At 67.3% G+C, this 22,712-nt stretch carries 21 protein-coding genes; 13 read left to right on the top strand and 8 right to left on the bottom strand.

Going from position 1 to position 22,712, the window contains the following annotated elements; genetic code table 11:
• The first annotated feature begins 128 nt into the window (after positions 1–128).
• From QWJ38_RS17370 to QWJ38_RS17320, 11 genes are all read left to right on the top strand, one after another.
• Entirely contained in the window at positions 129–2,369 is a 2,241-nt protein-coding gene (locus tag QWJ38_RS17370; RefSeq protein ID WP_434063993.1) for an ABC transporter substrate-binding protein, read from the top strand.
• A 13-nt stretch (positions 2,370–2,382) separates the two neighbouring features.
• Positions 2,383–3,366: an ABC transporter permease gene (locus QWJ38_RS17365; RefSeq protein ID WP_290360360.1), complete on the top strand. Its 984-nt coding sequence runs from the start codon at positions 2,383–2,385 to the stop codon at positions 3,364–3,366.
• 10 nt (positions 3,367–3,376) lie between these two features.
• Positions 3,377–4,831, top strand: coding sequence for an ABC transporter permease (locus QWJ38_RS17360; protein ID WP_290360359.1), 1,455 nt, complete (start codon positions 3,377–3,379; stop codon positions 4,829–4,831).
• A complete protein-coding gene (locus QWJ38_RS17355) occupies positions 4,831–6,669 on the top strand; it encodes an ABC transporter ATP-binding protein (protein ID WP_290360358.1) in 1,839 nt (612 codons plus the stop codon). Before QWJ38_RS17360 ends, QWJ38_RS17355 begins: the two co-directional genes overlap by 1 nt.
• 392 nt (positions 6,670–7,061) lie before the next feature.
• Positions 7,062–9,767: a TonB-dependent receptor gene (locus QWJ38_RS17350; protein WP_290360357.1), complete on the top strand. Its 2,706-nt coding sequence runs from the start codon at positions 7,062–7,064 to the stop codon at positions 9,765–9,767.
• A 100-nt stretch (positions 9,768–9,867) separates the two neighbouring features.
• Entirely contained in the window at positions 9,868–10,569 is a 702-nt protein-coding gene (locus QWJ38_RS17345) for a 2OG-Fe(II) oxygenase (protein WP_290360356.1), read from the top strand.
• Positions 10,570–11,125: 556 nt separating this feature from the next.
• On the top strand, positions 11,126–11,773 hold the full coding sequence (locus tag QWJ38_RS17340; RefSeq protein ID WP_290360355.1) for an energy transducer TonB: 648 nt from the start codon (positions 11,126–11,128) through the stop codon (positions 11,771–11,773).
• A gap of 96 nt (positions 11,774–11,869) precedes the next feature.
• Positions 11,870–12,706, top strand: coding sequence for a MotA/TolQ/ExbB proton channel family protein (locus QWJ38_RS17335; RefSeq protein ID WP_290360354.1), 837 nt, complete (start codon positions 11,870–11,872; stop codon positions 12,704–12,706).
• Positions 12,707–12,731: 25 nt separating this feature from the next.
• A complete protein-coding gene (locus tag QWJ38_RS17330; RefSeq protein ID WP_290360353.1) occupies positions 12,732–13,160 on the top strand; it encodes an ExbD/TolR family protein in 429 nt (142 codons plus the stop codon).
• Positions 13,161–13,175: 15 nt separating this feature from the next.
• Positions 13,176–13,604, top strand: a complete 429-nt coding sequence (locus QWJ38_RS17325) for an ExbD/TolR family protein (RefSeq protein WP_290360352.1) — start codon at positions 13,176–13,178, stop codon at positions 13,602–13,604.
• Positions 13,605–13,675: 71 nt separating this feature from the next.
• Positions 13,676–14,932 (top strand): hypothetical protein, encoded by a 1,257-nt coding sequence (locus QWJ38_RS17320; RefSeq protein WP_290360351.1) that lies wholly within the window; start codon positions 13,676–13,678, stop codon positions 14,930–14,932.
• Positions 14,933–15,175: 243 nt separating this feature from the next.
• On the opposite strand, the gene QWJ38_RS17315 is transcribed toward QWJ38_RS17320, so the two are convergent.
• From QWJ38_RS17315 to QWJ38_RS17285, 7 genes are all read right to left on the bottom strand, one after another.
• Positions 15,176–15,934: a 3-hydroxyacyl-CoA dehydrogenase gene (locus tag QWJ38_RS17315; protein WP_290360350.1), complete on the bottom strand. Its 759-nt coding sequence runs from the start codon at positions 15,932–15,934 to the stop codon at positions 15,176–15,178.
• 99 nt (positions 15,935–16,033) lie between these two features.
• Positions 16,034–16,687 (bottom strand): adenylate kinase, encoded by a 654-nt coding sequence (gene adk, locus QWJ38_RS17310; RefSeq protein WP_290360349.1) that lies wholly within the window; start codon positions 16,685–16,687, stop codon positions 16,034–16,036.
• A gap of 125 nt (positions 16,688–16,812) precedes the next feature.
• A complete protein-coding gene (gene kdsB, locus QWJ38_RS17305; protein ID WP_290360348.1) occupies positions 16,813–17,565 on the bottom strand; it encodes a 3-deoxy-manno-octulosonate cytidylyltransferase in 753 nt (250 codons plus the stop codon).
• Positions 17,562–17,759, bottom strand: coding sequence for a Trm112 family protein (locus tag QWJ38_RS17300; RefSeq protein WP_290360347.1), 198 nt, complete (start codon positions 17,757–17,759; stop codon positions 17,562–17,564). The genes kdsB and QWJ38_RS17300 overlap by 4 nt, the downstream gene beginning before the upstream one ends.
• A 10-nt stretch (positions 17,760–17,769) precedes the next feature.
• Positions 17,770–18,783 carry a tetraacyldisaccharide 4'-kinase gene (lpxK, locus tag QWJ38_RS17295; RefSeq protein ID WP_290360346.1) on the bottom strand — a complete coding sequence of 338 codons (1,014 nt, stop codon included), beginning with the start codon at positions 18,781–18,783 and terminating at the stop codon, positions 17,770–17,772.
• Positions 18,783–19,202, bottom strand: coding sequence for an ExbD/TolR family protein (locus tag QWJ38_RS17290; RefSeq protein WP_290360345.1), 420 nt, complete (start codon positions 19,200–19,202; stop codon positions 18,783–18,785). The genes lpxK and QWJ38_RS17290 overlap by 1 nt, the downstream gene beginning before the upstream one ends.
• Positions 19,203–19,212: 10 nt before the next feature.
• Complete coding sequence (locus QWJ38_RS17285) at positions 19,213–19,833, bottom strand: MotA/TolQ/ExbB proton channel family protein (protein ID WP_290360344.1); 621 nt, start codon at positions 19,831–19,833, stop codon at positions 19,213–19,215.
• Positions 19,834–20,195: 362 nt separating this feature from the next.
• Between QWJ38_RS17285 and xseA the strand changes: the two genes are divergently transcribed.
• Together xseA and QWJ38_RS17275 are read left to right on the top strand one after the other, a co-directional pair.
• Positions 20,196–21,500 (top strand): exodeoxyribonuclease VII large subunit, encoded by a 1,305-nt coding sequence (xseA, locus tag QWJ38_RS17280; RefSeq protein ID WP_290360421.1) that lies wholly within the window; start codon positions 20,196–20,198, stop codon positions 21,498–21,500.
• Positions 21,501–21,567: 67 nt separating this feature from the next.
• The gene (locus QWJ38_RS17275; RefSeq protein WP_290360343.1) at positions 21,568–22,149 is read left to right on the top strand and encodes a superoxide dismutase; all 582 of its coding nucleotides are present in this window, start codon (positions 21,568–21,570) and stop codon (positions 22,147–22,149) included.
• A 61-nt stretch (positions 22,150–22,210) separates the two neighbouring features.
• On the opposite strand, the gene QWJ38_RS17270 is transcribed toward QWJ38_RS17275, so the two are convergent.
• Positions 22,211–22,675, bottom strand: a complete 465-nt coding sequence (locus QWJ38_RS17270; RefSeq protein WP_434063992.1) for a DUF192 domain-containing protein — start codon at positions 22,673–22,675, stop codon at positions 22,211–22,213.
• Between the last annotated feature and the right edge of the window lie 37 nt (positions 22,676–22,712).

The raw sequence follows: 22,712 nt of genomic DNA, 5'->3' as shown, positions 1-22,712 counted from the left end.
TCGCGGCAGCGGCTATGATGTGAAGCAATGCCTCCTGGGCGCCGGTCACGAGCCGGCTCGCGCCGGAGGCGTTCTTTTTGTCTCGCCCGGTTTGTTGACTGCGAGATCTGTGGTTTGAGGGAACTCGCGTGCGTGGGCTTATCGGTCTGAAGCGAACATCGGCAACTGCTGCACTGGCCGGCCTCCTGGCCGGCGTCGGCCTGCTGCTGGCCGGCTGCAACAACAGCCCGCATCCGCTCGGCGCCGAGAAGGAGAACACCCTCTACATGGCGTTCACCGAACGCTCGCCGCGCTATCTGGACCCGACCTCCTCGTACGCGGCGCCCGAGAGCGCCTACACCTACGAGATCTACGAGCCGCCCTACGGCTACCACTACCTGAAGCGGCCCTACCAGCTGATCGGGCGCGCGGCGTCCGAGGTGGTCAAGCCCTATTACCTGGACGAGAAGGGCCAGCGCCTGCCCGACGATGCGCCGGTCGAGCGCATCGCGCAAAGCGTCTACGAGGTGCCGCTGCGGCCGGGCCTGAAATACGCGCCGCATCCGGCCTTTGCCAAGGACGGGCAGGGCCGCTACCTCTACCACCGGCTGAGCCGGGACCAGCTGGGCGACAAGCGTTCGCCCTGGGACTTTGCCGTCCAGGGCACGCGCGAGCTGGAGGCCGAGGATTTCGTCTATGCCTTGAAGCGCCATGCCTCGCCGCGCATCGAGGCGCCGGTCTTCGCGCTGTTCGCCGAGCATGTGCTGGGCCTGCGCGAATATGGCGAGCTGATCCGCCGGGAAAGCGCCAAGCAGCTGCAGGGCCTGCCCGAGACCCTGGCCGACAAGCCCTTCCTGGACTTCCGCCGCTGGCCGCTGACCGGGGCCGAAGCGGTCGACAAGCACCTGCTGCGCATCCGCATCAAGGGCAAGTACCCGCAGTGGAACTACTGGATGGCGACGACCTTTCTCGCGCCGGTGCCCTGGGAGCTCGACGCCTTCTATGCGCAGCCGGGCATGAGCGAGGCCAGCCTGTCCTGGAACCGCTGGCCGGTCGGCACCGGGCCCTTCATGATGACGGAGTACCAGCAGGATCGCCGCCATGTGATGTCGCGCAATCCGAACTACCGCGTCGACCACTATCCCTGCGAGGGCGCGCCGGACGACCGGGCCGCCGGCCGCCTGGCCGACTGCGGCAAGACCGTGCCCTTCGTCGACAAGGTGGTGGCCAATATCGTCAAGGAGCGGGTGCCGATCAAGGAGCTGTTCAAGCAGGGTTATCTGGACCTGCCCGAGATCGATCGGGCCGACTGGGGCGTCGAGTTCATGGTCGACAAGAACGATTCCGACGAGGTGCGCAAGAGCTTCGACGAGCGCGGCTACCAGTTCCCGATGGCGGTCGACATCACCAACTGGTATCTGGGCTTCAACTGGCTGGACCCGGTGGTCGGCCGCGGCGACACGCCCGAACAGCAGCTGAAGAACCGCAAGCTGCGCCAGGCCTTGTCGATCGCGATCGACTGGGAGGAGGGCTATGGCCGCATCTTCCGCAACAAGGGCGGCGACGCCGCTCACGGCCCGGTGCCGCCCGGCGTGTTCGGCTCGCGCGAGGGCGAGCCCGAGGGCTTCAACCCGGTGACCCACAAGCGGGTGGACGGCCGCATCGAGCGCCGCTCGATCGAGGAGGCTCGGCAACTGCTGGCCGAGGCGGGTTATCCGGAGGGCCGCGACGCGCAGAGCGGCCGGCCGCTGGTGCTCAGCTACGACTACCAGCGCACGCCGACGCCGGAGCTGAAGGCCGAGAACGACTGGATGGTCAAGCAGTTCGCCAAGCTGGGCATCCAGCTCGAGGTGCGAGCGACCGACTTCAACCAGTTCCAGGAGAAGGTGCTGAAGGGCAAGCACCAGGTCTTCTGGTGGGGCTGGTTCGCCGACTATCCGGATGCGGAGAACTTCCTCTTCCTGCTCTACGGGCCCAACGCGAAGTCGCTGCACGAGGGCGAGAACGCGGCCAATTACGCCAATCCCGAGTTCGACCGGCTCTACCGGCGCCTGCAGACGCTGGAAGAAGGGCCGGAGAAGCAGCAGGTGATCGACCGCATGGTCGCGATCGCGCGCGAGGACGCGCCCTGGGCCTGGGGCTATTGGTCCTACTCGGGTCTGGCCTTCCAGTCCTGGGTGCACAACGGCAAGCCCGGCGTCGTGATCCGCGACGTCGCGCGCTACTACCGCGTGGACGCGGCCGAGCGCACGCGCAAGATCGCCGCCTGGAATTCGCCCATCTGGTGGCCGCTGGCGCTGCTGGCGCTGGGCATCGCGGCCATCGCCTGGGGCACGCGGCGCAGCTACCGCCGCCGCGAGCAGGCGCTGGCGCCGGGTTACCAGGGCTGAGGCGGGGGCGACGATGCTGAACTACATGCTGCGCCGGCTCGGCTATGGGCTCCTGATCCTGGTCGGCGTCAATCTGCTGACCTTCGTGCTGTTCTTCTCGGTCAACACGCCCGACGATATGGCGCGGCTCAACATCGGCGGCAAGCGGGTGACGCAGGAGCAGATCGAGCAGTGGAAGGCCGAGCGCGGCTACGACAAGCCGGTCTACTGGGACGACCGACAGCAGCGGGCGGCCAAGCTGACGCACACGGTGCTGTGGGAGCGCTCGGTCTCGCTGATGCTCTTGGACTTCGGCCGCTCGGACGCGCGCCAGGCGATCAACATCGGCCACGAGGTGAAGACGCGCATGGGCGTGAGTCTGCAGCTGGCGCTGCCGCTGTTCGTGCTGCAGGTGATCGTCAGCGTGGCCTTCTCGCTGCTGCTGGTGTTCTTCCGCAATACGCGCATCGACTTCTGGGGCGTGGTCCTGTGCGTGCTGATGCTGTCGATCTCCAGCCTCTTCTACATCATCGTCGGCCAGTACTTCTTCTCCCGCCTCTTGCGCCTGGTGCCGATCAACGGCTATGCGCCGGGCCTGGACGCGATCAAGTTCCTGGTCCTGCCCATCCTGCTCTCGCTGCTCTCGCGGCTGGGCGGCGAGGCGCGGCTGTACCGAGCGATGTTCCTGGAGGAGATCGGCAAGGACTATGTGCGCACCGCGCGGGCCAAGGGCCTGTCCGAGCAGATCGTGCTGTTCCGCCATGTGCTGCGCAATGCGCTGATCCCCATCATCACCAGCGCCGGCAGCTATCTGCCCTATGTCTTTCTGGGCAGCCTGGTGTTCGAGAGCTTCTTCGGCATTCCGGGCCTGGGCGCCTTCGTCATCGAGGCGATCAGCGGCCAGGACTTCGCCATCGTGCGCACGATGGTCTTCCTCGGCGCGGCGCTCTACATCGCCAGCAATGTGCTGATCGACATCGCCTACAGCTGGGTCGACCCCCGCGTGCGGCTGGGCTGAGGACGGGACCATGGGTTTCAAGATCGTTGTGTTGTGGACCGATGCGGCGCTGTGGGCGCTGCTGGCCGCGCTGCTGCTCTATGGGCTGCGCATCCGCGGCCAGGCCGGCCTGCGCGCGAGCTGGCTGCGCGTGGTGCACGATCCGGTCGCGCTGTGCGCGGGGGTCGTGATGGCGCTGTTCCTGCTCGTGACCCTGCTGGACAGCGTGCATTTCCGTCGCGCGCTGCCGGTGGCCGAGCTGGCCGAGCGCGGCAGGCAGCCCTTCTACGACACGCATACCGAATCGCTGCTGGACGGCCTGCTGGCGCGCCAGGTCGAGATGCGCGAGACCAGCTATTCCGAGCCGCTGGCCTGGCGCGGCTTCAACAAGGAGAACGTGGCGGGCGAGAGTGAGGGGTTGCGGCGCGACTATCCGCGCCTGCAGTTCGGTGGCGCGCATCTGCGCGACCCGCAGCGCGAATGGGCCGGCGATGTGCTGGGCCGCGCGGCGGCCGGCCTGGGCCTGGGCCTCGCCGTTTCCGCGCTGCTGATGCTGGCGACGGCGGCCGCGCTGGCGCGCCGGCATGGCGGCCTCGCGCCGGCGCTGCGCGATCTGCTGGCCGACCGCACGCGCTATCCGCTGCGCGCGGTGCTGTGCACGCTGGCCGTGATCGCGCTGCTGGCCGGGCCGGTCGCGCTGCTGATGCCGCACTACCATGTGTTCGGCACCGACCGCACCGGCAACGACGTGCTCTACCAGGCGCTCAAGAGCGTGCGCACCGCCTTCGTGATCGGCGCGCTGTCGACCCTGGCGACCCTGCCGCTGGCGCTGGGCCTGGGCGTGCTGGCCGGCTATTTCAAGGGCTGGGTCGACGAGGCGATCCAGTATCTGTACACCTTGCTGACCTCGGTGCCGAACGTGCTGCTGATCGCAGCCTGCGTGCTGATGGTGCAGGTCTTCCTGGACAAGAACCCGGAAGCCTTCGAGACCGGCGCCGAGCGCGCCGATCTGAAGATGTTCCTGCTCTGCCTGATCCTGGGCCTGACCGGCTGGGCCGGGCTGTGCCGGCTGGTGCGCGGCGAGACCTTGAAGCTGCGCGAGCTGGACTATGTGCAGGCGGCCACCGCCTTCGGCGTCAGCGATGCGCGCATCATGCGCCGCCACATCGTGCCCAATGTGATGCACCTGGTGCTGATCACCGTGGTCCTGAGCTTCTCGGAGCTGATCCTCTACGAGGCGGTGCTGACCTATGTCGGCGTCGGCGTGGACCCGAGCATGATGAGCTTCGGCGGCATGATCAATCTGGCCCGCTCGGAGATGTCGCGTGACCCCATCGTCTGGTGGAGCTTCGCGGCCGCCTTCGGCTTCATGGTCAGCCTGGTGCTGGCTGCCAACCTGTTCGCCGACGGCGTGCGCGATGCCTTCGACCCCCGTGCGCGCAATCTGCGCCCGCAGGTGCTGCACAAGAAGGGCAAGGCCGCCTGATGCTGCAGATCGACGAACTCGAGGTGGCGCTGGACGCCGACGCCGGCTTAGTGCGGGCGATCGCCGGCATGCGCTTGACGCTGTCGCGCGGCGAGACCTTTGCCCTGGTCGGCGAATCGGGCTGCGGCAAGAGCATGACGGCGCTGGCCCTGATGCGCCTCTTGCCCGACAACGGCCGCATCGCCGGCGGGCGCTTGCGCCTGGACGGCGAGGACCTGTTCGCCCTGCCCGAGGCGCGGATGCGCGCGGTGCGTGGCGGCCGCATCGGCATGATCTTCCAGGAGCCCTCGACCAGCCTGAACCCGGTGATGCGGGTCGGCGCGCAGATCGTCGAGGCGATCGAGGCGCACACGCCGCTGCGCGGCGCGGCCGCGCGGGCCAAGGCAATCGAATGGCTGCGCCGAGTCGGCATTCCGGAGCCCGAGCGGCGCATCGACGAATACCCGTTCCGGCTCTCGGGCGGCCAGAAGCAGCGCGTGATGATCGCGATGACCCTGGCGGCCGAGCCCGACTATCTGATCGCCGACGAGCCGACCACGGCGCTGGACGTGACCATCCAGGCGCAGATCCTGGAACTGCTGCGCGACCTGCAGCGCGAGCGCTCGCTGGGCGTGCTCTTGATCACCCACGACCTCGGCGTCGTCGCCGGCATGGCGCATCGGGTTGCGCTGATGTATGCCGGCCAGATCATCGAAACGGCGCCGGCGGCCGAGTTCTTCGCTGCTCCCAAGCATCCCTATGCGCGCCTGCTGCTGCAGGCGCTGCCCGACGCGGCCAAGCGCGGCGAGCCGCTGGCGGCGATCGCCGGCACGGTGCCACCGCTGTGGCTGGATTTCGAGGGCTGCCGCTTTGCGCCGCGCTGCGACCGCGCGATGCGGCATTGCGCCGGCACGTTGCCGCGGATGAGCGTCGAGGGCCCGGAGCACGAGGTCCGCTGCCTGCTCTATACCGAGCCGGGCGAGGCGCTGCCGCGGGTGGAGCCGGCTCCGGCGAGCCCGGCCGCGGCATTTGCCGAAGCTGCGCCGGAACAGCGGCCGCTGCTTGACGTGCGGAAGCTGCGCGTCCGTTTCGAGTTGAAGGGCGGCCGCTTCGGCGGCAAGCCGCGCTTCTTCGATGCGGTCGACGACGTCTCCTACAGCATTGAGCCGGGCCGGACCCTGGCCCTGGTCGGCGAGTCCGGCTGCGGCAAGACGACCTCGGGCAAGGCCATCGTCCAGCTGCTGCGCCGCCAGGCCCTGATCGAGGGCCAGGCGCTGCTGGACGGTCAGGATCTGTTCGCCCTGGACGGCGCGGCGCTGCTGGAGGCGCGCCGCCAGGTGCAGATCATCTTCCAGGACCCGTTCGCCTCGCTGAACCCGCGCCTGCGCGTGTTCGAGCTGCTGGAGGAGGGGCTGCTGGCGTTGCGGCCCGAGCTGGATGCCGCCGCGCGCCGGCGCAATATCGAGGCGCTGGTCGAGCAGGTGGGCCTGCGCCGCGACGCGCTGGAGCGCTGGCCGCACGAGTTCTCCGGCGGCCAGCGCCAGCGCATCGCGATCGCCCGCGCGCTGGCCGTCGAGCCGCGCCTGATCGTCTGCGACGAGCCGACCTCGGCCCTGGATGTGTCGGTGCAGGCGCAGATCCTCAATCTGCTGCGCGAGCTGCAGCGCAGTCGCGGCCTGTCCTATCTGTTCATCACCCATAACATCGGCGTCGTCGAATACGTGGCCGACAGCGTCGCCGTGATGCAGGCGGGCCGCATCGTCGAGAGCGGCAGTTGCGCCCAGGTGCTGGGTGCGCCACAGCAGGACTACACGCGCGCGCTGCTGGCCGCCGTGCCGCGGGTTCCCAGACCAATTTGAGCGCTTAGCGCCCGAAACGGGCGCTTATCGACCAAATCGACGCGGTGCGTAAGCTGTTGTTGGGGTGCGACATGCGCCCGTTCTTTTCAAGCTTCAAACAATCGGTACGGAAGGCGAACCTGGGGCGCTGCCAGGCCCCCTGCGAATGCAGCAAGTGCTTGTCAACATTGGGAAAGTAGGCTGGCGCCCGACTCGCTCAGGCGGTTTCTCCGCAATGCCGCCGGTGCCCCCGCGCCGCTGCTCGAGGGAGTTTCCCTAGCGTTCATGAACGGCCCCCCACAGAAAAATGCGCCGGGTGCGTTCGCAGCGGCAGCGCTGATCGCCTACCCGGCGAGAGGCTCCGCGCTCGAAACGCTTCCTGTCTACCGACACATCTTCTGTAGGAGCATCCTATGTTCAAGAAAACCAAGATCTGCACCGGCGTCCTCGTGGCGCTGGGCGGAATCGCAGCCCCGGCCTTGGCGCAGCAGCAGCTCGAGCGGGTGGAAATCACCGGCTCGTCCGTCAAGCGTATCGATGCCGAGACCGCGCTCCCGGTCACCATCATCAATCGTGATGCCATCGACAAGGCCGGCGTGTCCAACGTCCAGGAACTGGTTGACCGCCTGACCTTCAACAATGGCGGCGGCCGCTCGATGGGCGAGTCCATCGGTGACTCCGCCGCCACCGGCCAGACCGGCGCCTCGCTGCGCGGCCTGGGCCGCGAGCGCACCCTGGTGCTGGTCAACGGCCGCCGCCTGTCGCCGTACCCCTTCGCCGGCGCCGGCGTCGACCTGAATGCGATCCCGCTGTCGGCGGTCGAGCGCATCGAAATCGTTCGTGACGGCGCTTCGTCGACCTATGGTTCCGACGCCATCGGCGGCGTGATGAACTTCATCACCAAGAAGGATCTGCGCGGCGGCGAGCTGAGCGCCAGCTACGAGCAGCCGCAGGAAAAGGGTGGCAAGGTCACCTCGATCCAGGGCGCGGCCGGCTTCGGCGACCTGAGCAAGGACAAGTTCAACATCCTGGGCAGCTTCGGCTACCAGAAGTACGACGTGATCCGCGCCGCCGACCGCGACTTCGCCCAGACCGGCAATCGCCCGGACATCGGCGTCGTCAAGACCTCTGGCAACACCTTCCCGGCCAATGCGGTGATCCCGTCGACTGGCCTGTTCGTGCCGGGCGCTCCGGGCTTCCCGAAGTGCGCGCCGCCGGACAGCTTCAACGACGGTTCCAGCAGCAACTGCCGCTACGACTTCACCCACTACATCGACATCGTCCCGGCCTCCGAGCGCACCGGCGCGCTGCTGCGCGGCAACGCCCAGATCGCCCAGGACCACCTGCTGTTCGCCGAACTGTTCTATTCGAAGAACCAGATCACGCTGGGTTCCTCGCAGACCCCCTCGACGACGACCGGCAAGCCGGCCTATCTGTACCCGGGTGGCGGCAAGTACTACCCGACGGCGGCCGTCGATGCGGTGCAGGCGGGCTATCGCGGCGATCTGCGCATCTCCTGGCGTATCGTCGACGGCGGTCAGCGCCTGACCGAGGTCACCAACGACATGACCCGCGCGATGATCGGCATGGAAGGCACGATGGCCGGCTGGGACTACAAGACGGCGCTGGCCCAGACCAAGGCCAAGGCCAGCGAGGACTTCGTCAGCGGCAACTACTCCGACAAGGAGCTGGTGCGCGTGCTGAAGACCGGCAATGTGAACCCCTTCGGTCCGAATGACGCGGCCGGTCTGGCCCTGCTGCATGAGGCCGAGCTCTCGGGCAACAACCGCAAGTCGCACACCAAGACCGACAGCTTCGACTTCTCGGCCTCGCGGGAGCTGTTTGCCATGGGTGGCGGCAACGCCGGCCTGGGCGTCGGTCTGGATCTGCGCAAGGAAGAGTACCTGGACGGCTACTCGGACCTGGCCGGTTCGGGCGACATCGTCGGCGGCTCCGGCAATGCCGGCAAGGTCCAGGCCGAGCGCAAGACCCAGGGTTTGTACGCCGAACTGGTGATGCCGGTCGTCAAGGACGTGGAAGTGACCGCGGCCCTGCGCTATGACCGCTACACCGACACCAAGGGCTCCTCGCGCGATGGTTCCTTCACCTCGCCCGATCTGTCGGCCACCAGCCCGAAGCTGAGCATGCGCTGGACGCCGACCAAGCAGGTGCTGGTGCGCGGCGCGATCGGCAAGGGCTTCCGCGCCCCGGGCCTGAATGACCTGTACGCACCGTCGGCCGGCACCAACACCGGTGGCAGCTTCGATGATCCGTTCTACAACGCGATCAACGCGCTCGGTGGCGTTCAGGGTTGCGTGCGCCTGCCGAATACCGATCACTGCAACACGCAGCTGACGGCGGTCAACAACAGCAACGCGAACCTGAAGCCCGAGAAGTCCAAGACGGCCTCGGTGGGCTTCGTGTTCGAGCCGATGCAGGACCTGTCCTTCGGCATCGACTACTTCAATATCAAGCTGACCGATGGCATCAAGAGTCTGAGCGGCGACGATATCCTGAAGGACTGGTACGCCCACCAGACCGGCCCGACGACCAGCACCTCGGTCTACGCCAACCGTCTGGTCAAGGACCCGGCCACCGGCTATCTGGACTATGTCAACGCCTCGCTCGAGAACGTCGGCGAGTCCAAGGTCGCCGGCTTCGACTTCTCGGCCCGTTATCGCATGCGCACCAGCTACGGCACCTTCACGCCGTCGTGGGAAGCGACCTATATGCAGTCGAGCAGCGAGAGCAATGTCGTCTCTGGCGAGGTCGAGGACACGCTCGGCAAGTACCGCGTCGCCGGCCCGGTCGTGCGCATGAAGCAGACCTATATGCTGGACTGGGATTCGGGTGCCTGGGGTGCGACCCTGCGCTACTTCCGCCAGAACGGCTACCAGGACTACGACAAGGTCAGCAAGGTCGCGCACTACGACCTGTGGAATCTGCAAGGCATGTACAAGGGCATCAAGAACCTGACGCTGACCGCCGGCGTGTACAACCTGCTGGATGCGAAGCCGCCGACAACGGTGCAGGAAGACTACTTCCAGGTCGGTTTCGACCCGACCTACGCCGACGTCAAGGGCCGCAGCTTCTTCATCCGCGGCAGCTACAAGTTCTGATCGGCTTGATTGGCCTTATCGGCCACAATCGGAAGCAGGCCTTCGGGCCTGCTTTTTTTTCAGATGCTGTTCCGCTCGATCCAACAAGAGCGCTCCGACGATGGACTACATCAACCCCCGACTTGACCTGGCCCAGATCGAGCAGACCCTGAAGCGCGACGGCCGCGTGCTGATCCGCGACTTCTTTGTGCCCGAGGTGGCCGAGTCGCTGGCCCGCACGGTCGAGGCGATCGACTGGTCGCTGACCTATCGCGACACCGAGGGCGACCGCCGCCTGAGCGGCCCCCAACTGCGCTCGCTAACGCCGCAGCAGCGCATGCAGCTGTCCGAGGGCATCACCCATGTAGCCCGGCACGAATTCCAATTTTCCTTCTTCACCGACTCGCTGGCCGAGGCACTCCAGCGCGGCGACACCGATCTGCTGGCGCGCCTGATGCGCTGGATGGCCGACGACGCCTTCCTGTCGGTGATGCGCCGGCTCAGCGGCGACGAGGCGATCAACCGCGTCTATGCGCAGGCGACGATGTACACGCGCGGCAACTTCCTGTCCGCCCATGACGATCACGTGGATGCCGAGGACCGGCGTCTGGCCTATGTGATCAATCTGACCCGCCAATGGCGACCGGACTGGGGTGGCCTGTTGCATTTCTCCGCCCCCGACGGCGCGGTGACCGACACCTTCTATCCGCACTTCAACTCGCTGTCGCTGTTTACCGTGCCGCAGACGCATTTCGTGTCCTATGTGCCGCCCTTCGCGCAGGGCGAGCGCAATGCGATCACGGGCTGGCTGATCGCGGCCTGAGCGGTCTTGGCTCGCGGCGGGCGGGCGTCCCGCGTCCGGTAACCGCCTGTTCCTGGGGTATCTAACTAGACGCACCGCCCGGCCGGCCGGGGCCATACCAGTAAACTACCGGGCTTGCCATGGCGGCCGAGTCGCCGTGCCCTGCAGGCACGGCCCCGGTCGGGCGGAGGCCGGAGCGCTCGGGTAAGCCCCATGAAGAGCGGTTCCGGAATTCGTATAAACTTACGGCCGCGTAAGAATGAAGGTCACAAGTCCGTGGGGGCCGTGGCGGGAGTTCGCGTCAGGCCCGTGGCCCAAAGCCAGCGGGCATTTTTGTTGAATCGGGTTCGCTTCGTACCCAGAGTTTCGAGTACTTGTTTCCATTCTGCAGTCCGCAGTCGGGTGGCTTGTGTCTTGTATCGGTCACAATGCCCAGTTCGGCTGACCGTTCGCACAGCCGGCAAGAGTCACTCCCAGCTCGGGGTCGAGAGGGCCGCTTCACCAAGCAGGCGCTGTGAGGGGCAACATCCCCGCATATCTTGATGAAAGAATTTCGCAGTCTTATGAAGGAGCGCGCATGAACTTTGCGCAGGAAAAGCAAGGGGCGTCACGCTTCACGGGCTTAGGCATCGTGATCCTGATCCACGTGCTGATCATCTGGGCGTTGGCCAGTGGTTTGGCCCGCAAGGCGGTCGAAATGGTCAAGGGACCGATCGAGACCAAGGTGATCGAAGAGAAGGTGAAGCCGCCGCCGCCGCCCGAAAAGGTCGTGCCGCCGCCGCCGGATCTGAAGGCCCCGCCGCCGCCCTACGTCCCGCCGCCGGAATTCCAGGTGACGGCACCGGCACCGCCGGCCGTGATCCAGGCCCCGACCTCGTCGGTGCCGCCGGCAACCACGACGGTCGCCGCCACGCCGCCGCCCGCCGCGGCTCCGGCCCCGGCCCCGGCGCCGAAGCCCGCCAAGATCACCGCCGGCATGGTTTGCACCAAGATGGGCAAGCCGGAAGCGCCGTCGGTGAACTGGAGCGGCGAGGCGCTGCTGAAGGTCACGGCGACGGTCAAGGCCGGCCGCGTGGTCTCCACCGAGGTGCAGAGCCTGCGCAGCGGCGTCGATCGCAAGGCGCTGCGCGCACTGATCGCTGCCGTCAACGACACGCTGGCCAGCACCTACGAGTGCCCGGGCGACCATATCTTCGAGCAGGAATTCCAGTTCCGCATCGAGTAAGAAAGCCAGCCACGAGCTTTAAAACATCGGGCCGGGCTATCCGCCTGGCACCGTTTCTCCCAACCGATTTCGATTTCATTCGCAGGAGTTGACTCCATGATCTCTCGTATTTCCGGCCTGCTCGCCGCAATCGCTTTTGCCGCGACCCTGGCAATCTCGCCCGCCCACGCTCAAGACCAGAAGCCGGCCGACGCCGCCGCTTCGGCCGCCGTCGACACGGCTGCTCCGGCTGCCGCTCCGGCCGCCGCCGAAGTCTCGAAGAAGGAAGACAATCCCTACGGCCTGAAGGCCATGATCGACCACGGCGATGCCGTGTCCAAGGGCGTGCTGGCCCTGCTGGCCATCATGTCGATGGGCTCGTGGTACATCCTGATCACCAAGCTGTGGGACACCCAGAAGCTGGCCAACGAGGCCAAGGACGCCCGCGCCACCTTCTTCAAGAAGGCCAGCCTGGCCGAAGGCCTGAAGAGCCTGAAGGAAACCGGTGCCTTCCGCTACATCGCCGCTTCGGCGATCGAGGCTTCGGAGCACCATGAAGGCGCGCTGACCGAGAACATCGACCACGCCAGCTGGGTCTCGATGAACGTCGACCGCGCCGTCGGCGAAGTCAACACCCGCGTCCAGGGCGGCCTGGGCTTCCTGGCCACCGTCGGCTCGACCTCGCCCTTCATCGGCCTGTTCGGTACCGTGTGGGGCATTCTGCAGGCCCTGACCGCCATCGGCGTCGCCGGCCAGGCCTCGATCGACAAGGTTGCCGGCCCCGTCGGTGAAGCACTGATCATGACCGCCATCGGTCTGGGCGTGGCCGTTCCGGCCGTGCTGGGCTACAACTGGCTGGTCAACCGCAACAAGGCCGTCATGGGCCAGGTGCGTGCCTTCGCCGCCGACCTGCACGGCGTGCTGATGGGCAACCGTCAAGTCGCCAAGCGCTAATCGCTAGGCCTTCGGAGAACCCATCATGGGAATGAACGTCGGATCCTCTTCCGGCGATGATGAAGTGGTCTCGACGATCAACACCACGCCCCTCGTGGACGTGATGTTGGTCCTGCTGATCATCTTCCTCATCACCATCCCGGTGGTGACTCAGTCGGTGACGCTGTCTCTTCCCAAAGAGACCAACATCGTCCGGGTCACCAAGCCGGAGAACGTCGAACTGGCGGTGACCAAGGATGGCGACATCTACTGGAACACCGCCCTGGTGCCCGACACCGAGGCGCTGGTCAAGCGCCTGGGCAAGGTTTCGGTGCTGAACCCGCAGCCGGAGGTTCATATTCGCGGCGACGAGAAGGCGCGTTATGAATCGGTCGGCAAGGTGGTGTATGCCTGCCAGCGTGCCGGCATCATGAAGATCAGCTTCGTCACCGAGCCGCCGGCGCGTGGTGGTTGAGGCCAGGAGTCAAGCATGGGAATGAATGTAGGTAGCTCGTCGGGTGGTGACGAACCAGAAGTGATGCTGGACGTCAACACGACGCCGCTGATCGACGTGATGCTGGTGCTGCTGGTGATGCTGATCATCACGATCCCGATCCAGCTGCACTCGGTGAATCTGGACATGCCCCCGCCGAACAACCAGACGCCGCCGAAGGAGCCGGTCGTCCACGAGGTCTTCATCGACTTCGACGGTACGATCAGCTGGGACGGCGTGGCGCTGGCCCCGCACGCGGTCGAGGCGAAGCTGGCCGAAGTGGCCGCCGAACCCGATCAGTCGGAAGTGCATATCAAGCCGAACAAGCTGGTCGAATACGGCAACGTCGCCTATGTGATGGCCGCGGCGCAGCGTCTCGGTGTCAAGAAGATGGGCATGGTCGGCAACGAACAGTTCGTCAAGTGACCGGGCATTGAGCAAGGACCGACGCGCCACCCGCAAGGGCGGCGCGTTTTTGTTATCAGGAGATTGAAAAGATGAAGCTGAAGACTTTGGCCGGCCTGGCTCTGGGCGCGGCGGCGCTGACCCTGGGCGGCACGCCCGAGGGCACGCTGGGCCTGCTGAACACGGCCCAGGCCCAGGCCGATGCGGTGCGCCCCGAGGTGGGCAAGCATCTGCGCGACGCTTCGGCCCTGATCAAGGCCGGTAAGCACAAGGATGCGCTGGCCAAGATCCGTGACGCGGAAGCCGTCAGCGGTCGCACCGCCAGCGAGAACGCGGCGATCGAAGGCATGCGTCTGTCGGCCGCCCAGGGCGCCGGCGATGCCGACACCATGGCCAAGAGCTTCGAGGCGCTGAAGGCCGCCGGCCGCATCGGCGGCGCGCAGGCGCTGCAGGCCCAGCTGGCGATCGCCGGCACCTATCTGCGCGCCAACAACGCCTCGCAGGCCGCCAACTGGGCCCAGCGCTATCTGAAGGACGGCGGTACCGATCCTGCCGCCAAGCAGATCCTGGCCAATGCGCAGTTCAAGTCCGGCGACATGAGCGCCGTGCTGAAGGACACGCTGGAAGAGGTGCAGGCCGACGAGAAGGCCGGCCGCGCCCCGAGCAGGGACAAGCTGAATCTGCTGCTGTACGCGGCCCAGAAGAAGGGTGACGCGAGCGCCGAGAGCCTGGCCATCGAGAAGCTGATCAACTACTACCCGAGCAAGGAGCTGTGGGCTCAGGTGCTCGGCGGTCTGCAGCAGAAGAAGAGCTTCTCCGATCGCTTCGTGCTCGATGTCTACCGCCTGAAGCTGGCCACCGGCAATTTGAGCAAGGCGCCCGATTACATCGAGATGGCCCAGCTGGCCGCCCAGGCCGGCTTCCCCGAAGAGGGCAAGAAGGTCGTCGAGCAGGGCATGGCTGCCAATGTGCTGAACCAGGGCGCCGAGGCCGCCACCGCCAAGCGCCTGTCGGACTTCCTCGGCAAGAAGATCGGCGAGGCCAAGGCCGGTTACGCCGAGGCCGAGAAGGCCGCCAACGAGGCCAAGACCGGCGACGAACTCGTCAAGCTGGGCCTGGCCCAGGTCTTCGGCGGCGACAAGGCCAGCGGCCTGAAGCTGGTTGATGCCGGCATCGCCAAGGGCAACTTCAAGCGCGCGGACGACGCCAAGTACTACCAGGGCCTGGCCTACTACACCGCCGGCGACTCGGCCAAGGCGCAGGCCGCCTGGCGGCAGGTCAAGGGCAGCGACGGCTCGGGCGAGCTGTCGCGGCTGTGGATCATCCACGCGCGCAGCGGCAAGAAGTAAGCGAGAGAGCCTGGCATCCAGGCGACCCGAACAGGCCCGGCGACGGGCCTGTTTTCACATCTGCAAGCCACACAAGCGAATTCCGATGAAGCACTTGATCGCGGTGAACGCGCAGGGCAGGGAAGCCAAGGGCTTGAAAGCCTGCGATTGAGGCCCGGGCAGGACAGCTGACAGGACAAACGGCCTCCGATCGGAGGCCGTTTCTCCTGCGCGGCGCCGGCCGTGCCGAAGCTCAGCAGGCCTTTATTTCGGCGCCAGGCGGATCGCGCCGTCCAGGCGGATGACCTCGCCGTTGAGCATCTCGTTGGTGATGATCTGGTGCACCAGCTTCGCGTAGTCGTTGGGGGTGCCCAGGCGCGAGGGGAAGGGCACATTGGCGGCCAGCGCGTCCTGCACCTCCTGCGGCATGCCGAACAGCATCGGGGTGCCGAAGATGCCCGGCGCGATCGTCATATTGCGGATGCCGTTGCGGGCCAGGTCGCGCGCGATCGGCAGGGTCATGCCGACCACGCCGCCCTTAGAGGCCGAGTAGGCGGCCTGGCCGATCTGGCCGTCATAGGCCGCGACCGAGGCGGTCGAGATCAGCACGCCGCGCTCGCCGGTGCTTTCCGGCTCGTTCCTGGCCATCGCCTCGGCGGCCAGGCGGATCATGTTGAAGCTGCCGATCAGGTTGACCTGGATCACCTTGCTGAAAGTGGCCAGCGGGTGCGCGCCGTCCTTGCCGACGGTCTTGACCGCCGGCGCGATGCCGGCGCAGTTGACCAGGCCCATCAGCTTGCCCAGGGCGACGGCCTTGGCCACGACGGCCTGGCCATCGGCCTCCTGGCTGACATCGGCCTTGACGAAGGCGCCGCCCAGTTCGGCGGCGACCGCCTCGCCGCGCTCGACCTGCAGGTCGGCGATGACGACCTTGGCGCCGTTGGCCGCCAGCATGCGCGCCGTGCCTTCACCGAGGCCCGAGGCGCCGCCGGTGACGATGAATACCTTGCCTTCGATGTCCATGAATACTCCTGATCGGGTTACGTTGACGTAAACGTCAATTGTGAGACAAATAAAAGCCGCGCGAGCGCGGCTTCGGATGCAATCTGGGGACCGGTCCGCTCAGACCAGGGCCGCCAGCGCGCGCTGGGTGATGTCGTCGACCGAGCCCAGGCCTTCGATGCGGCGGTACTTGGGCGCCGCGGCATCGCCGGTGGCGGCCCATTGCGAGTAGTAGTCGACCAGCGGGCGGGTCTGCGCCTGGTAGACGTCCAGGCGCTTCTTGACCGTCTCTTCCTTGTCGTCCTCGCGCTGGATCAGGTCCTCGCCGGTGACGTCGTCCTTGCCCTCGACCTTGGGCGGATTGAACTTGACGTGGTAGGTGCGGCCCGAGGCCACATGGACGCGGCGGCCGCTCATGCGCTCGATGATGGCGCTATTGGGCACGTCGATCTCGAGCACGAAGTCCAGCTTGACGCCGGCCGCCTTCAGCGCGTCGGCCTGCGGAATGGTGCGCGGGAAGCCGTCGAACAGGAAGCCCTTGGCGCAATCGGGCTGGGTGACGCGCTCGCGCACCAGGCCGATGATGATGTCGTCGCTGACCAGACCGCCGGCGTCCATCACCTTCTTGGCGGCCAGTCCCATCTCGGTGCCGGCCTTGACGGCGGCGCGCAGCATGTCGCCGGTCGAGATCTGCGGAATGCCGAACTTTTGGCAGATGAAAGCGGCTTGGGTGCCTTTGCCAGCGCCGGGGGCGCCCAGAAGAATCAGTCGCACGAGGTCTCCTCAATATCAAAAAAAGGGCCCACGCTCGCGCAAGGCGCCCTTGTCAACTGCGGGCGAGGATAGCATGGCCCGCCTACGGCGGACTGACGGCGCCGGGCCGTCGGCGCCTTGCTGCGTCAGCGTGTCTGGGCCGCAATCAGCGCGCGCACGCGCTCTAGATCCTCGGGCGTGTCCACGCCCGGCCCGGGCCGCTCGGTGCTGACATGCACGGCGATCTTCTCGCCATGCCAAAGCACGCGCAGCTGCTCCAGCGATTCGATCTGCTCCAGCGGGCTGAGCGCCAAGGTCGGGAAGCGGCGCAAAAAGCCGGCGTGATAGGCGTAGAGGCCGACATGGCGCAGCGCCGTGCCTGCTTGCATGGCGCCAGCGCCATCGCGCCAGAACGGAATCGGCGCGCGCGAGAAATACAGCGCCAGCCCCTGCGCATCGGTGACCAGCTTGACGACGTTCGGATTGGCGTACTCGCTCGCATCGTCGAGCGCATGGGCGACCGTGCTCATCACGCATTGCGGCCGATCGCGCAGCAGCGCGGCGCAGGCATCGATCATGGAAGGCGCAATCAGCGGCTCGTCGCCCTGCACATTGACGACCAGATCGTCGCCGTCCAGGCCCAGCAGCTCGCAGGCCTCGGCCAGGCGGTCACTGCCCGAGGCATGGTCGGCGCGGGTCAGCACGGCCTTGACCTGGTGCTCGGCGCAGGCCTGCAGCACCTCTTGCGAGTCGGTCGCGACCACGACCTGGCGCGCGCCGGACAGCGCCGCGCGACGCGCGACGCGCACGATCATCGGCAGGCCGGCGATATCGGCCAACGGCTTGTTCGGCAGCCGGGTCGAGGCCAGCCGCGCCGGCACGATGACGCTGAAGCTCATGGCGCCTCGGTCTCGGGATCGAAGGTGCGCGCCTCGTGCTCCAGCATCACCGGAATGCCGTCGCGCACCGGGAAGGCGAGGCGGTCGGCGTGGCACAGCAGCTCGCGCTGCTTGGGGTCATTGGCAATGCGCCGGTGTTCCAGCGGGCCCTTGCAAATCGGGCAGACCAGCATTTCCAGCAGTCGGTTGTCCATGGTGAATTTTCTAGAGCAGCGGCGCGAGTTGTTCGCGCAGCGCCTGCTCAAAAGCTTGTTCGGGCTGGAAGTCTAGCGCCACCACCCAGACCCGGGTGCTGCCGCAGCGCGTCGGCTGCAGCTTGACCGCGTCCTTCTCGGTCAGCACGACATCGGCGGCGTCGGCCGGCCAGGGCAGGGTGGCGAAATCATGGTGGTCCGGCAGCGGCAGCGGCGTGAAGCTCAGGCCCAGCGCGGCCAGCATGTCGAAGAAGCGCTGTGGCTGCGCCATGCCGGCAGCCGCCACCAGGGGCCGGCCGCGCAGTGCGGCCAGCGCCTCGGGGCTGGCCGGCTGGCCCAGCCACCAGTTGGCCAGGCTGCTGGCGCCCGAGAGGCGCCGCCGCGCGACAAAGCCGGGCAGGGCCGTCGTCGGCCTGGCGGCGTTGTAGAGCACCAGTTCGTTCGCGGCCAGCTTTTCGCTCGGCGGCTGACGCAGCGGGCCGGCCGGCAGCAGCCGGCCATTGCCGATGCCACGCTCGTCGAAGACCAGCACGCTCAAGCTTCGCGGCAGGCGCAGATGCTGCAGGCCGTCGTCGCTGAGCAGCAGCTGCAGGCGCGGATGGGCGTCCAGCAGCAGCCGCGCGGCGGCGACGCGGTCGGCGGCCACCGCCACCGGCACCACGCCGCGCAGATGGATCAGCAGCGGCTCGTCGCCGACCTCGCGCGCGCTGGTTTCGCGCGTGACCAGCTGCGGCGCCTCCCCGCTGCGGCCGTAGCCGCGCGAGATCACGCCAACGCGCAGGCCCTGCGCGCGCAGCAGCTGCAGCAGCGCCAGGATGGTGGGCGTCTTGCCGGCGCCGCCGACGATCCAGTTGCCGACGACCAGCACCGGCACCGGCAGGGTCTCGGTCTTCAGCCAGCCGCTTGCATAAAGCCAGCGGCGCAGCGCGAGCAGGGCGCCATAGAGGGCGGACAGCGGGCGCAGCGCGGTCGACAGCGGGCCGCCGGTGAGCCACTCGGCCTGCAGCCGGGCGCCCAGGGCCATCAGTTCGTCGCGCTGGTCTGCGCGGCGAAGGTCAGCCGCGACAGGCCGGCGCGCCGCGCCGCGTCCATCACATTGATCACCGACTGGTGGGCGCTGGCCGCGTCGGCCGAGACGATCACCATCGTCTCGGGCTTGCCCTCGGCGGCGCGGGTCAGCGCGGCGCTGAGCAGCTCGACCGAGCGGCCCTCGACGGCCGCGCCATTGACCACATAGCGGCCGTCGGCCGAGACGGCGACGATGATCTCCTGCGGCCGTTCCTTCAGCTTCTCGGCGTCGGCGGTCGGCAGCGCGACCTGCAGCTCGGTGAACTTCGAGTAGGTCGTCGACAGCATCAGGAAGATCAGGATCACCAAGAGCACGTCGATGAAGGGGATCAGATTGATCTCCGGGTCCTCGCTGCGGCGTTGGCGGAACTTCATGGCACGGCTCTCAGGGCGAGGTGAAGCGGCGCAGCTGCGTCAGCAGGCGGTCGCTGGACTGCTCGAGCTCGAGGATGTATTCCTCGACCCGGCCGCGGAAATAGCGGTAGAACATCAGCGAGGGGATGGCCACCATCAAGCCGAAGGCGGTGTTGTACAGCGCGATCGAGATGCCGTGTGCGAGCTGGGTCGGGTTGCCGCCGCCCGGCGCCTGGCTGCCGAAGATCTCGATCATGCCGACCACGGTGCCCAAGAGGCCCAGCAGCGGCGCCGCCGCGGCGATCGTGCCCAGGGTGTTCAGATAGCGCTCCAGCTGGTGGATCGCGCGCCGCCCGGCCAGCTCGAAGACCTGGCGCAGCTTGGCTTCCTGCATCTGCGGCTCGGTCGTCACCGCGCGCAGGCCGGCGGCCAGCACCTGGCCCAGCAGCGAGTTCTCGGCCAGTCGGTTGACCATATCGGGGGTGGGCAGCTGCTGGCTGGTGACGCCCAGCACGTCGTCGAGCAGGCGCGGTGGCGCGACGCGCTTGGTGCGCAGGCTGGAGAAGCGTTCGATGATCAGCGCCAGCGCGACGATGGAGCACAGGATCAGGGGCCAGATCGGCCAGCCAGCGGCTTGTATGATCGAAAACAAGGACAACCCCCGTCGTAGCTAGAGCGGCGCGAGATGCGCCGGATTTGTTTGCGCGCGATTATGGCCGAAGCGCGGGCCGCTCCGGCGCCGCCGCGCAGCAGGTCCGACGGGGCTTTGCAAGGCCTTGCAACAATCCACTTTCGCTGTGGATAACTTTGTGGGCAAGCCGCCCCGGCGCCGCGGTGGGGCCCGCCAAATCAAGGCTTTGGACATATTGCTTAAAACTTGGGCAGGAAAAAACGACTTGAAGAACAAGCGCTTATGCACGTGTGACAGTGGCGTGACAGCCCTGACGGCCCGCCAGCCCAGTGCTGGCGCGGCTGTGGAATTCTCGACCCGCGTCCTTGCTGGGTTTGCCGGTGATTGAACGGCCGCAGGGCGCATCGCAGCGCATGGTCTGGGGCGTGGCGGGCCTGCTGGCGGCCGTCGCCGACAGCCTGTCGGCGCGCTTCGCGGTGGTCGTCGTCGGCGGCGAGATTTCCGGCTTCACCCGCGCCGCCAGCGGCCATTGCTACTTCAATCTGAAGGATGCCGAGGGCCAGGCGGCCAGCCTGCGCTGCGCGATGTTCCGCCGCGCAGCCGGCCTGCTGGACTTCGCGCCGGCCGATGGCGCCCTGGTCGAGCTGCGCGGGCGGCTGGCCGTCTACGAGCCGCGCGGCGAACTGCAGTTCATCGTCGAGGGCATGCGCCGGGCCGGCACCGGCGCGCTGTACGAGCAGTTCCTGCGCCTGAAGGCGCGGCTGGAGGCCGAGGGCCTGTTCGACGCGGCGCGCAAGCGGCCGCTGCCGGCCTTCCCGCGCCGGCTGGGCGTGATCACCTCGACCGCCGGCGCGGCGCTGCATGATGTGCTGACCGCGCTGGCGCGCCGCGCCCCGCATATCGAGGTGGTCGTCTATCCGAGCCTGGTGCAGGGCAGCGAGGCGCCGGCCGCGCTGCTGCGCAGCCTGGCGCTGGCCAATGCGCGCGCCGAGCAGGACGGCCTGGACGCGCTGCTGCTGGTGCGCGGCGGCGGCTCGCTGGAAGACCTCTGGGCCTTCAACGACGAGCGGGTCGTGCGGGCGGTCGCCGATTCGGCGCTGCCGCTGATCTGCGGCGTCGGCCACGAGACCGACATCACCCTGTGCGACCTGGCCGCCGATCTGCGCGCGCCGACGCCGACCGCCGCCGCCGAGCTGGCCGCGCCCTCGCGCCAGGCCAATCTGGATGCGCTGGCCGCGCTGCAATCGCTGCTGCGCCGCCGCTTCGAGCAGCGGCTGGACCTGGCCGAGCAGCGCCTGGACCGGCTCGCCCAGCGCCTGGCCCGGCCCAGCGAGCTGCTGGCGCGCCAGGGCCGGCGCCTGGCGCTGCTGGCCCAGCGCTGGGGCCAGGTCTTGCCGCGCACGCGGGCGCTGCAGCTGCAGCGCCTGGACGCCCTGGCGCAGCGCGGCCGTCGCGCGCTGCCGGCGGCCTTGCGCGCGCAGGCGCAACAGCTCGACGCCCTCCAGGCGCGGCTGTCGGCGCTCGATCCGCAGCATGTGCTGGCGCGCGGCTATGCCTGGCTGGACGACGGCCAGGGCAGGGCGCTGACCTCGGTCGCGCAGCTGCGGCCGGGCGAGCCGGTGCGTGCCCTGCTGGCCGACGGCGAGGCGCAGATGCTGGTGACCGAGGTCAAGCCCAGCGGCGCCTGAGCAAGCTGCCTACAATCGTCGGCGGAGCGAAACCCACCGATTCGTTTGAACGTACCGAGGAGCTGATATGGAACATACCCTTCCCCCCTTGCCCTATGCCAAGGACGCACTGGCCCCGCACTACAGCGCCGAGACGCTGGAGTACCACCACGGCAAGCACCACAACGCCTATGTGGTGAACCTGAACAATCTGCAAAAGGGCACCGAGTTCGAGAACAAGACGCTGGAGGAGATCGTCAAGAGTTCCAGCGGCGGCATCTACAACAACGCCGCGCAGATCTGGAACCACACCTTCTTCTGGAACTGCATGAAGCCGCAGGGCGGCGGCGCACCGAGCGGCGCGCTGGCCGAGGCCATCAACGCCAAGTGGGGCAGCTTCGACGCCTTCAAGGAAGCGTTCACCAAGAGCGCCGTCGGCAACTTCGGTTCCGGCTGGACCTGGCTGGTCAAGAAGCCGGACGGCACGGTCGACATCGTCAACACCGGCGCCGCCGGCACGCCGCTGACGACGGCCGACAAGGCGCTGCTGACCGTCGACGTCTGGGAGCACGCTTACTACATCGACTACCGCAATCTGCGCCCGAAGTTCCTGGAAGTGTTCCTGAACAACCTGGTCAACTGGGAGTTCGCGCAGGCCAATTTCGCCTGAGCGCGCTTCGCCCGTCCCTGTGAAAAAGCCGGTCAACTGACCGGCCTTTTTCATTGCCCGTTCACTGCGGCCAAGGCTGGCCGCGCAGCTTGGCGCCGGCCTTGATGCCGCGCTTGGCAAACCAGCCCTGGTTCATCTCGAGCACATAGCGCACCGGCTTGGCCGAGCAGTGCGAGTCCAGCGACTGCGGCTGCATATCGGTGATGTTGACGATGCTGCCGTCGTCGGCGATGAAGGCGATCGACAGCGGCAGCAAGGTGTTCTTCATCCAGAAGCATTGCTGGCCGGCGTCCTCGAAGACGAACAGCATGCCGGCATTGGTGGGCATGCTCGGGCGGTGCATCAGGCCGATCGCGCGCTGCTCCTGCGTCTGCGCGACCTCGGCCTGGATCAGGTGCATGCCGGCGCCCAGGGTGATGGCCGGCAGTCGCTGCGGCCCTTCCTGGGCCGGCGCCCTGCCATGAGCCAGCAGCATGGCAGCTATGAGAAGGAGTCGGCTCGAGGCCTTTGACTTGAGAATTTTCATATCGGCGAGGGGTCTGCTCTTGCTACATTATGGTGCC

It is taken from the genome of Roseateles violae (genome assembly GCF_030410485.1).
In the GTDB taxonomy this organism is placed as follows: Bacteria; Pseudomonadota; Gammaproteobacteria; order Burkholderiales; family Burkholderiaceae_C; genus Roseateles_D; species Roseateles_D violae.
The sequence above is the reverse complement of the archived record's forward strand: the minus strand, read 5'-3'. Positions and strand labels throughout refer to the sequence as shown.

What these genes read in the sequence shown, in the direction of transcription:
- QWJ38_RS17345 (WP_290360356.1), top strand. Translation starts at nt 9,868, where the DNA reads ATGGACTACATCAACCCCCGACTTGACCTGGCCCAGATCGAGCAGACC.
- QWJ38_RS17340 (WP_290360355.1), top strand. Translation starts at nt 11,126, where the DNA reads ATGAACTTTGCGCAGGAAAAGCAAGGGGCGTCACGCTTCACGGGCTTA.
- QWJ38_RS17330 (WP_290360353.1), top strand. Translation starts at nt 12,732, where the DNA reads ATGGGAATGAACGTCGGATCCTCTTCCGGCGATGATGAAGTGGTCTCG.
- QWJ38_RS17335 (WP_290360354.1), top strand. Translation starts at nt 11,870, where the DNA reads ATGATCTCTCGTATTTCCGGCCTGCTCGCCGCAATCGCTTTTGCCGCG.
- QWJ38_RS17290 (WP_290360345.1), bottom strand. Translation starts at nt 19,202, where the DNA reads ATGAAGTTCCGCCAACGCCGCAGCGAGGACCCGGAGATCAATCTGATC.
- QWJ38_RS17270 (WP_434063992.1), bottom strand. Translation starts at nt 22,675, where the DNA reads ATGAAAATTCTCAAGTCAAAGGCCTCGAGCCGACTCCTTCTCATAGCT.
- QWJ38_RS17320 (WP_290360351.1), top strand. Translation starts at nt 13,676, where the DNA reads ATGAAGCTGAAGACTTTGGCCGGCCTGGCTCTGGGCGCGGCGGCGCTG.
- QWJ38_RS17350 (WP_290360357.1), top strand. Translation starts at nt 7,062, where the DNA reads ATGTTCAAGAAAACCAAGATCTGCACCGGCGTCCTCGTGGCGCTGGGC.
- QWJ38_RS17275 (WP_290360343.1), top strand. Translation starts at nt 21,568, where the DNA reads ATGGAACATACCCTTCCCCCCTTGCCCTATGCCAAGGACGCACTGGCC.
- QWJ38_RS17360 (WP_290360359.1), top strand. Translation starts at nt 3,377, where the DNA reads ATGGGTTTCAAGATCGTTGTGTTGTGGACCGATGCGGCGCTGTGGGCG.
- QWJ38_RS17315 (WP_290360350.1), bottom strand. Translation starts at nt 15,934, where the DNA reads ATGGACATCGAAGGCAAGGTATTCATCGTCACCGGCGGCGCCTCGGGC.
- QWJ38_RS17365 (WP_290360360.1), top strand. Translation starts at nt 2,383, where the DNA reads ATGCTGAACTACATGCTGCGCCGGCTCGGCTATGGGCTCCTGATCCTG.
- QWJ38_RS17325 (WP_290360352.1), top strand. Translation starts at nt 13,176, where the DNA reads ATGGGAATGAATGTAGGTAGCTCGTCGGGTGGTGACGAACCAGAAGTG.
- lpxK (WP_290360346.1), bottom strand. Translation starts at nt 18,783, where the DNA reads ATGGCCCTGGGCGCCCGGCTGCAGGCCGAGTGGCTCACCGGCGGCCCG.
- QWJ38_RS17355 (WP_290360358.1), top strand. Translation starts at nt 4,831, where the DNA reads ATGCTGCAGATCGACGAACTCGAGGTGGCGCTGGACGCCGACGCCGGC.
- kdsB (WP_290360348.1), bottom strand. Translation starts at nt 17,565, where the DNA reads ATGAGCTTCAGCGTCATCGTGCCGGCGCGGCTGGCCTCGACCCGGCTG.
- QWJ38_RS17300 (WP_290360347.1), bottom strand. Translation starts at nt 17,759, where the DNA reads ATGGACAACCGACTGCTGGAAATGCTGGTCTGCCCGATTTGCAAGGGC.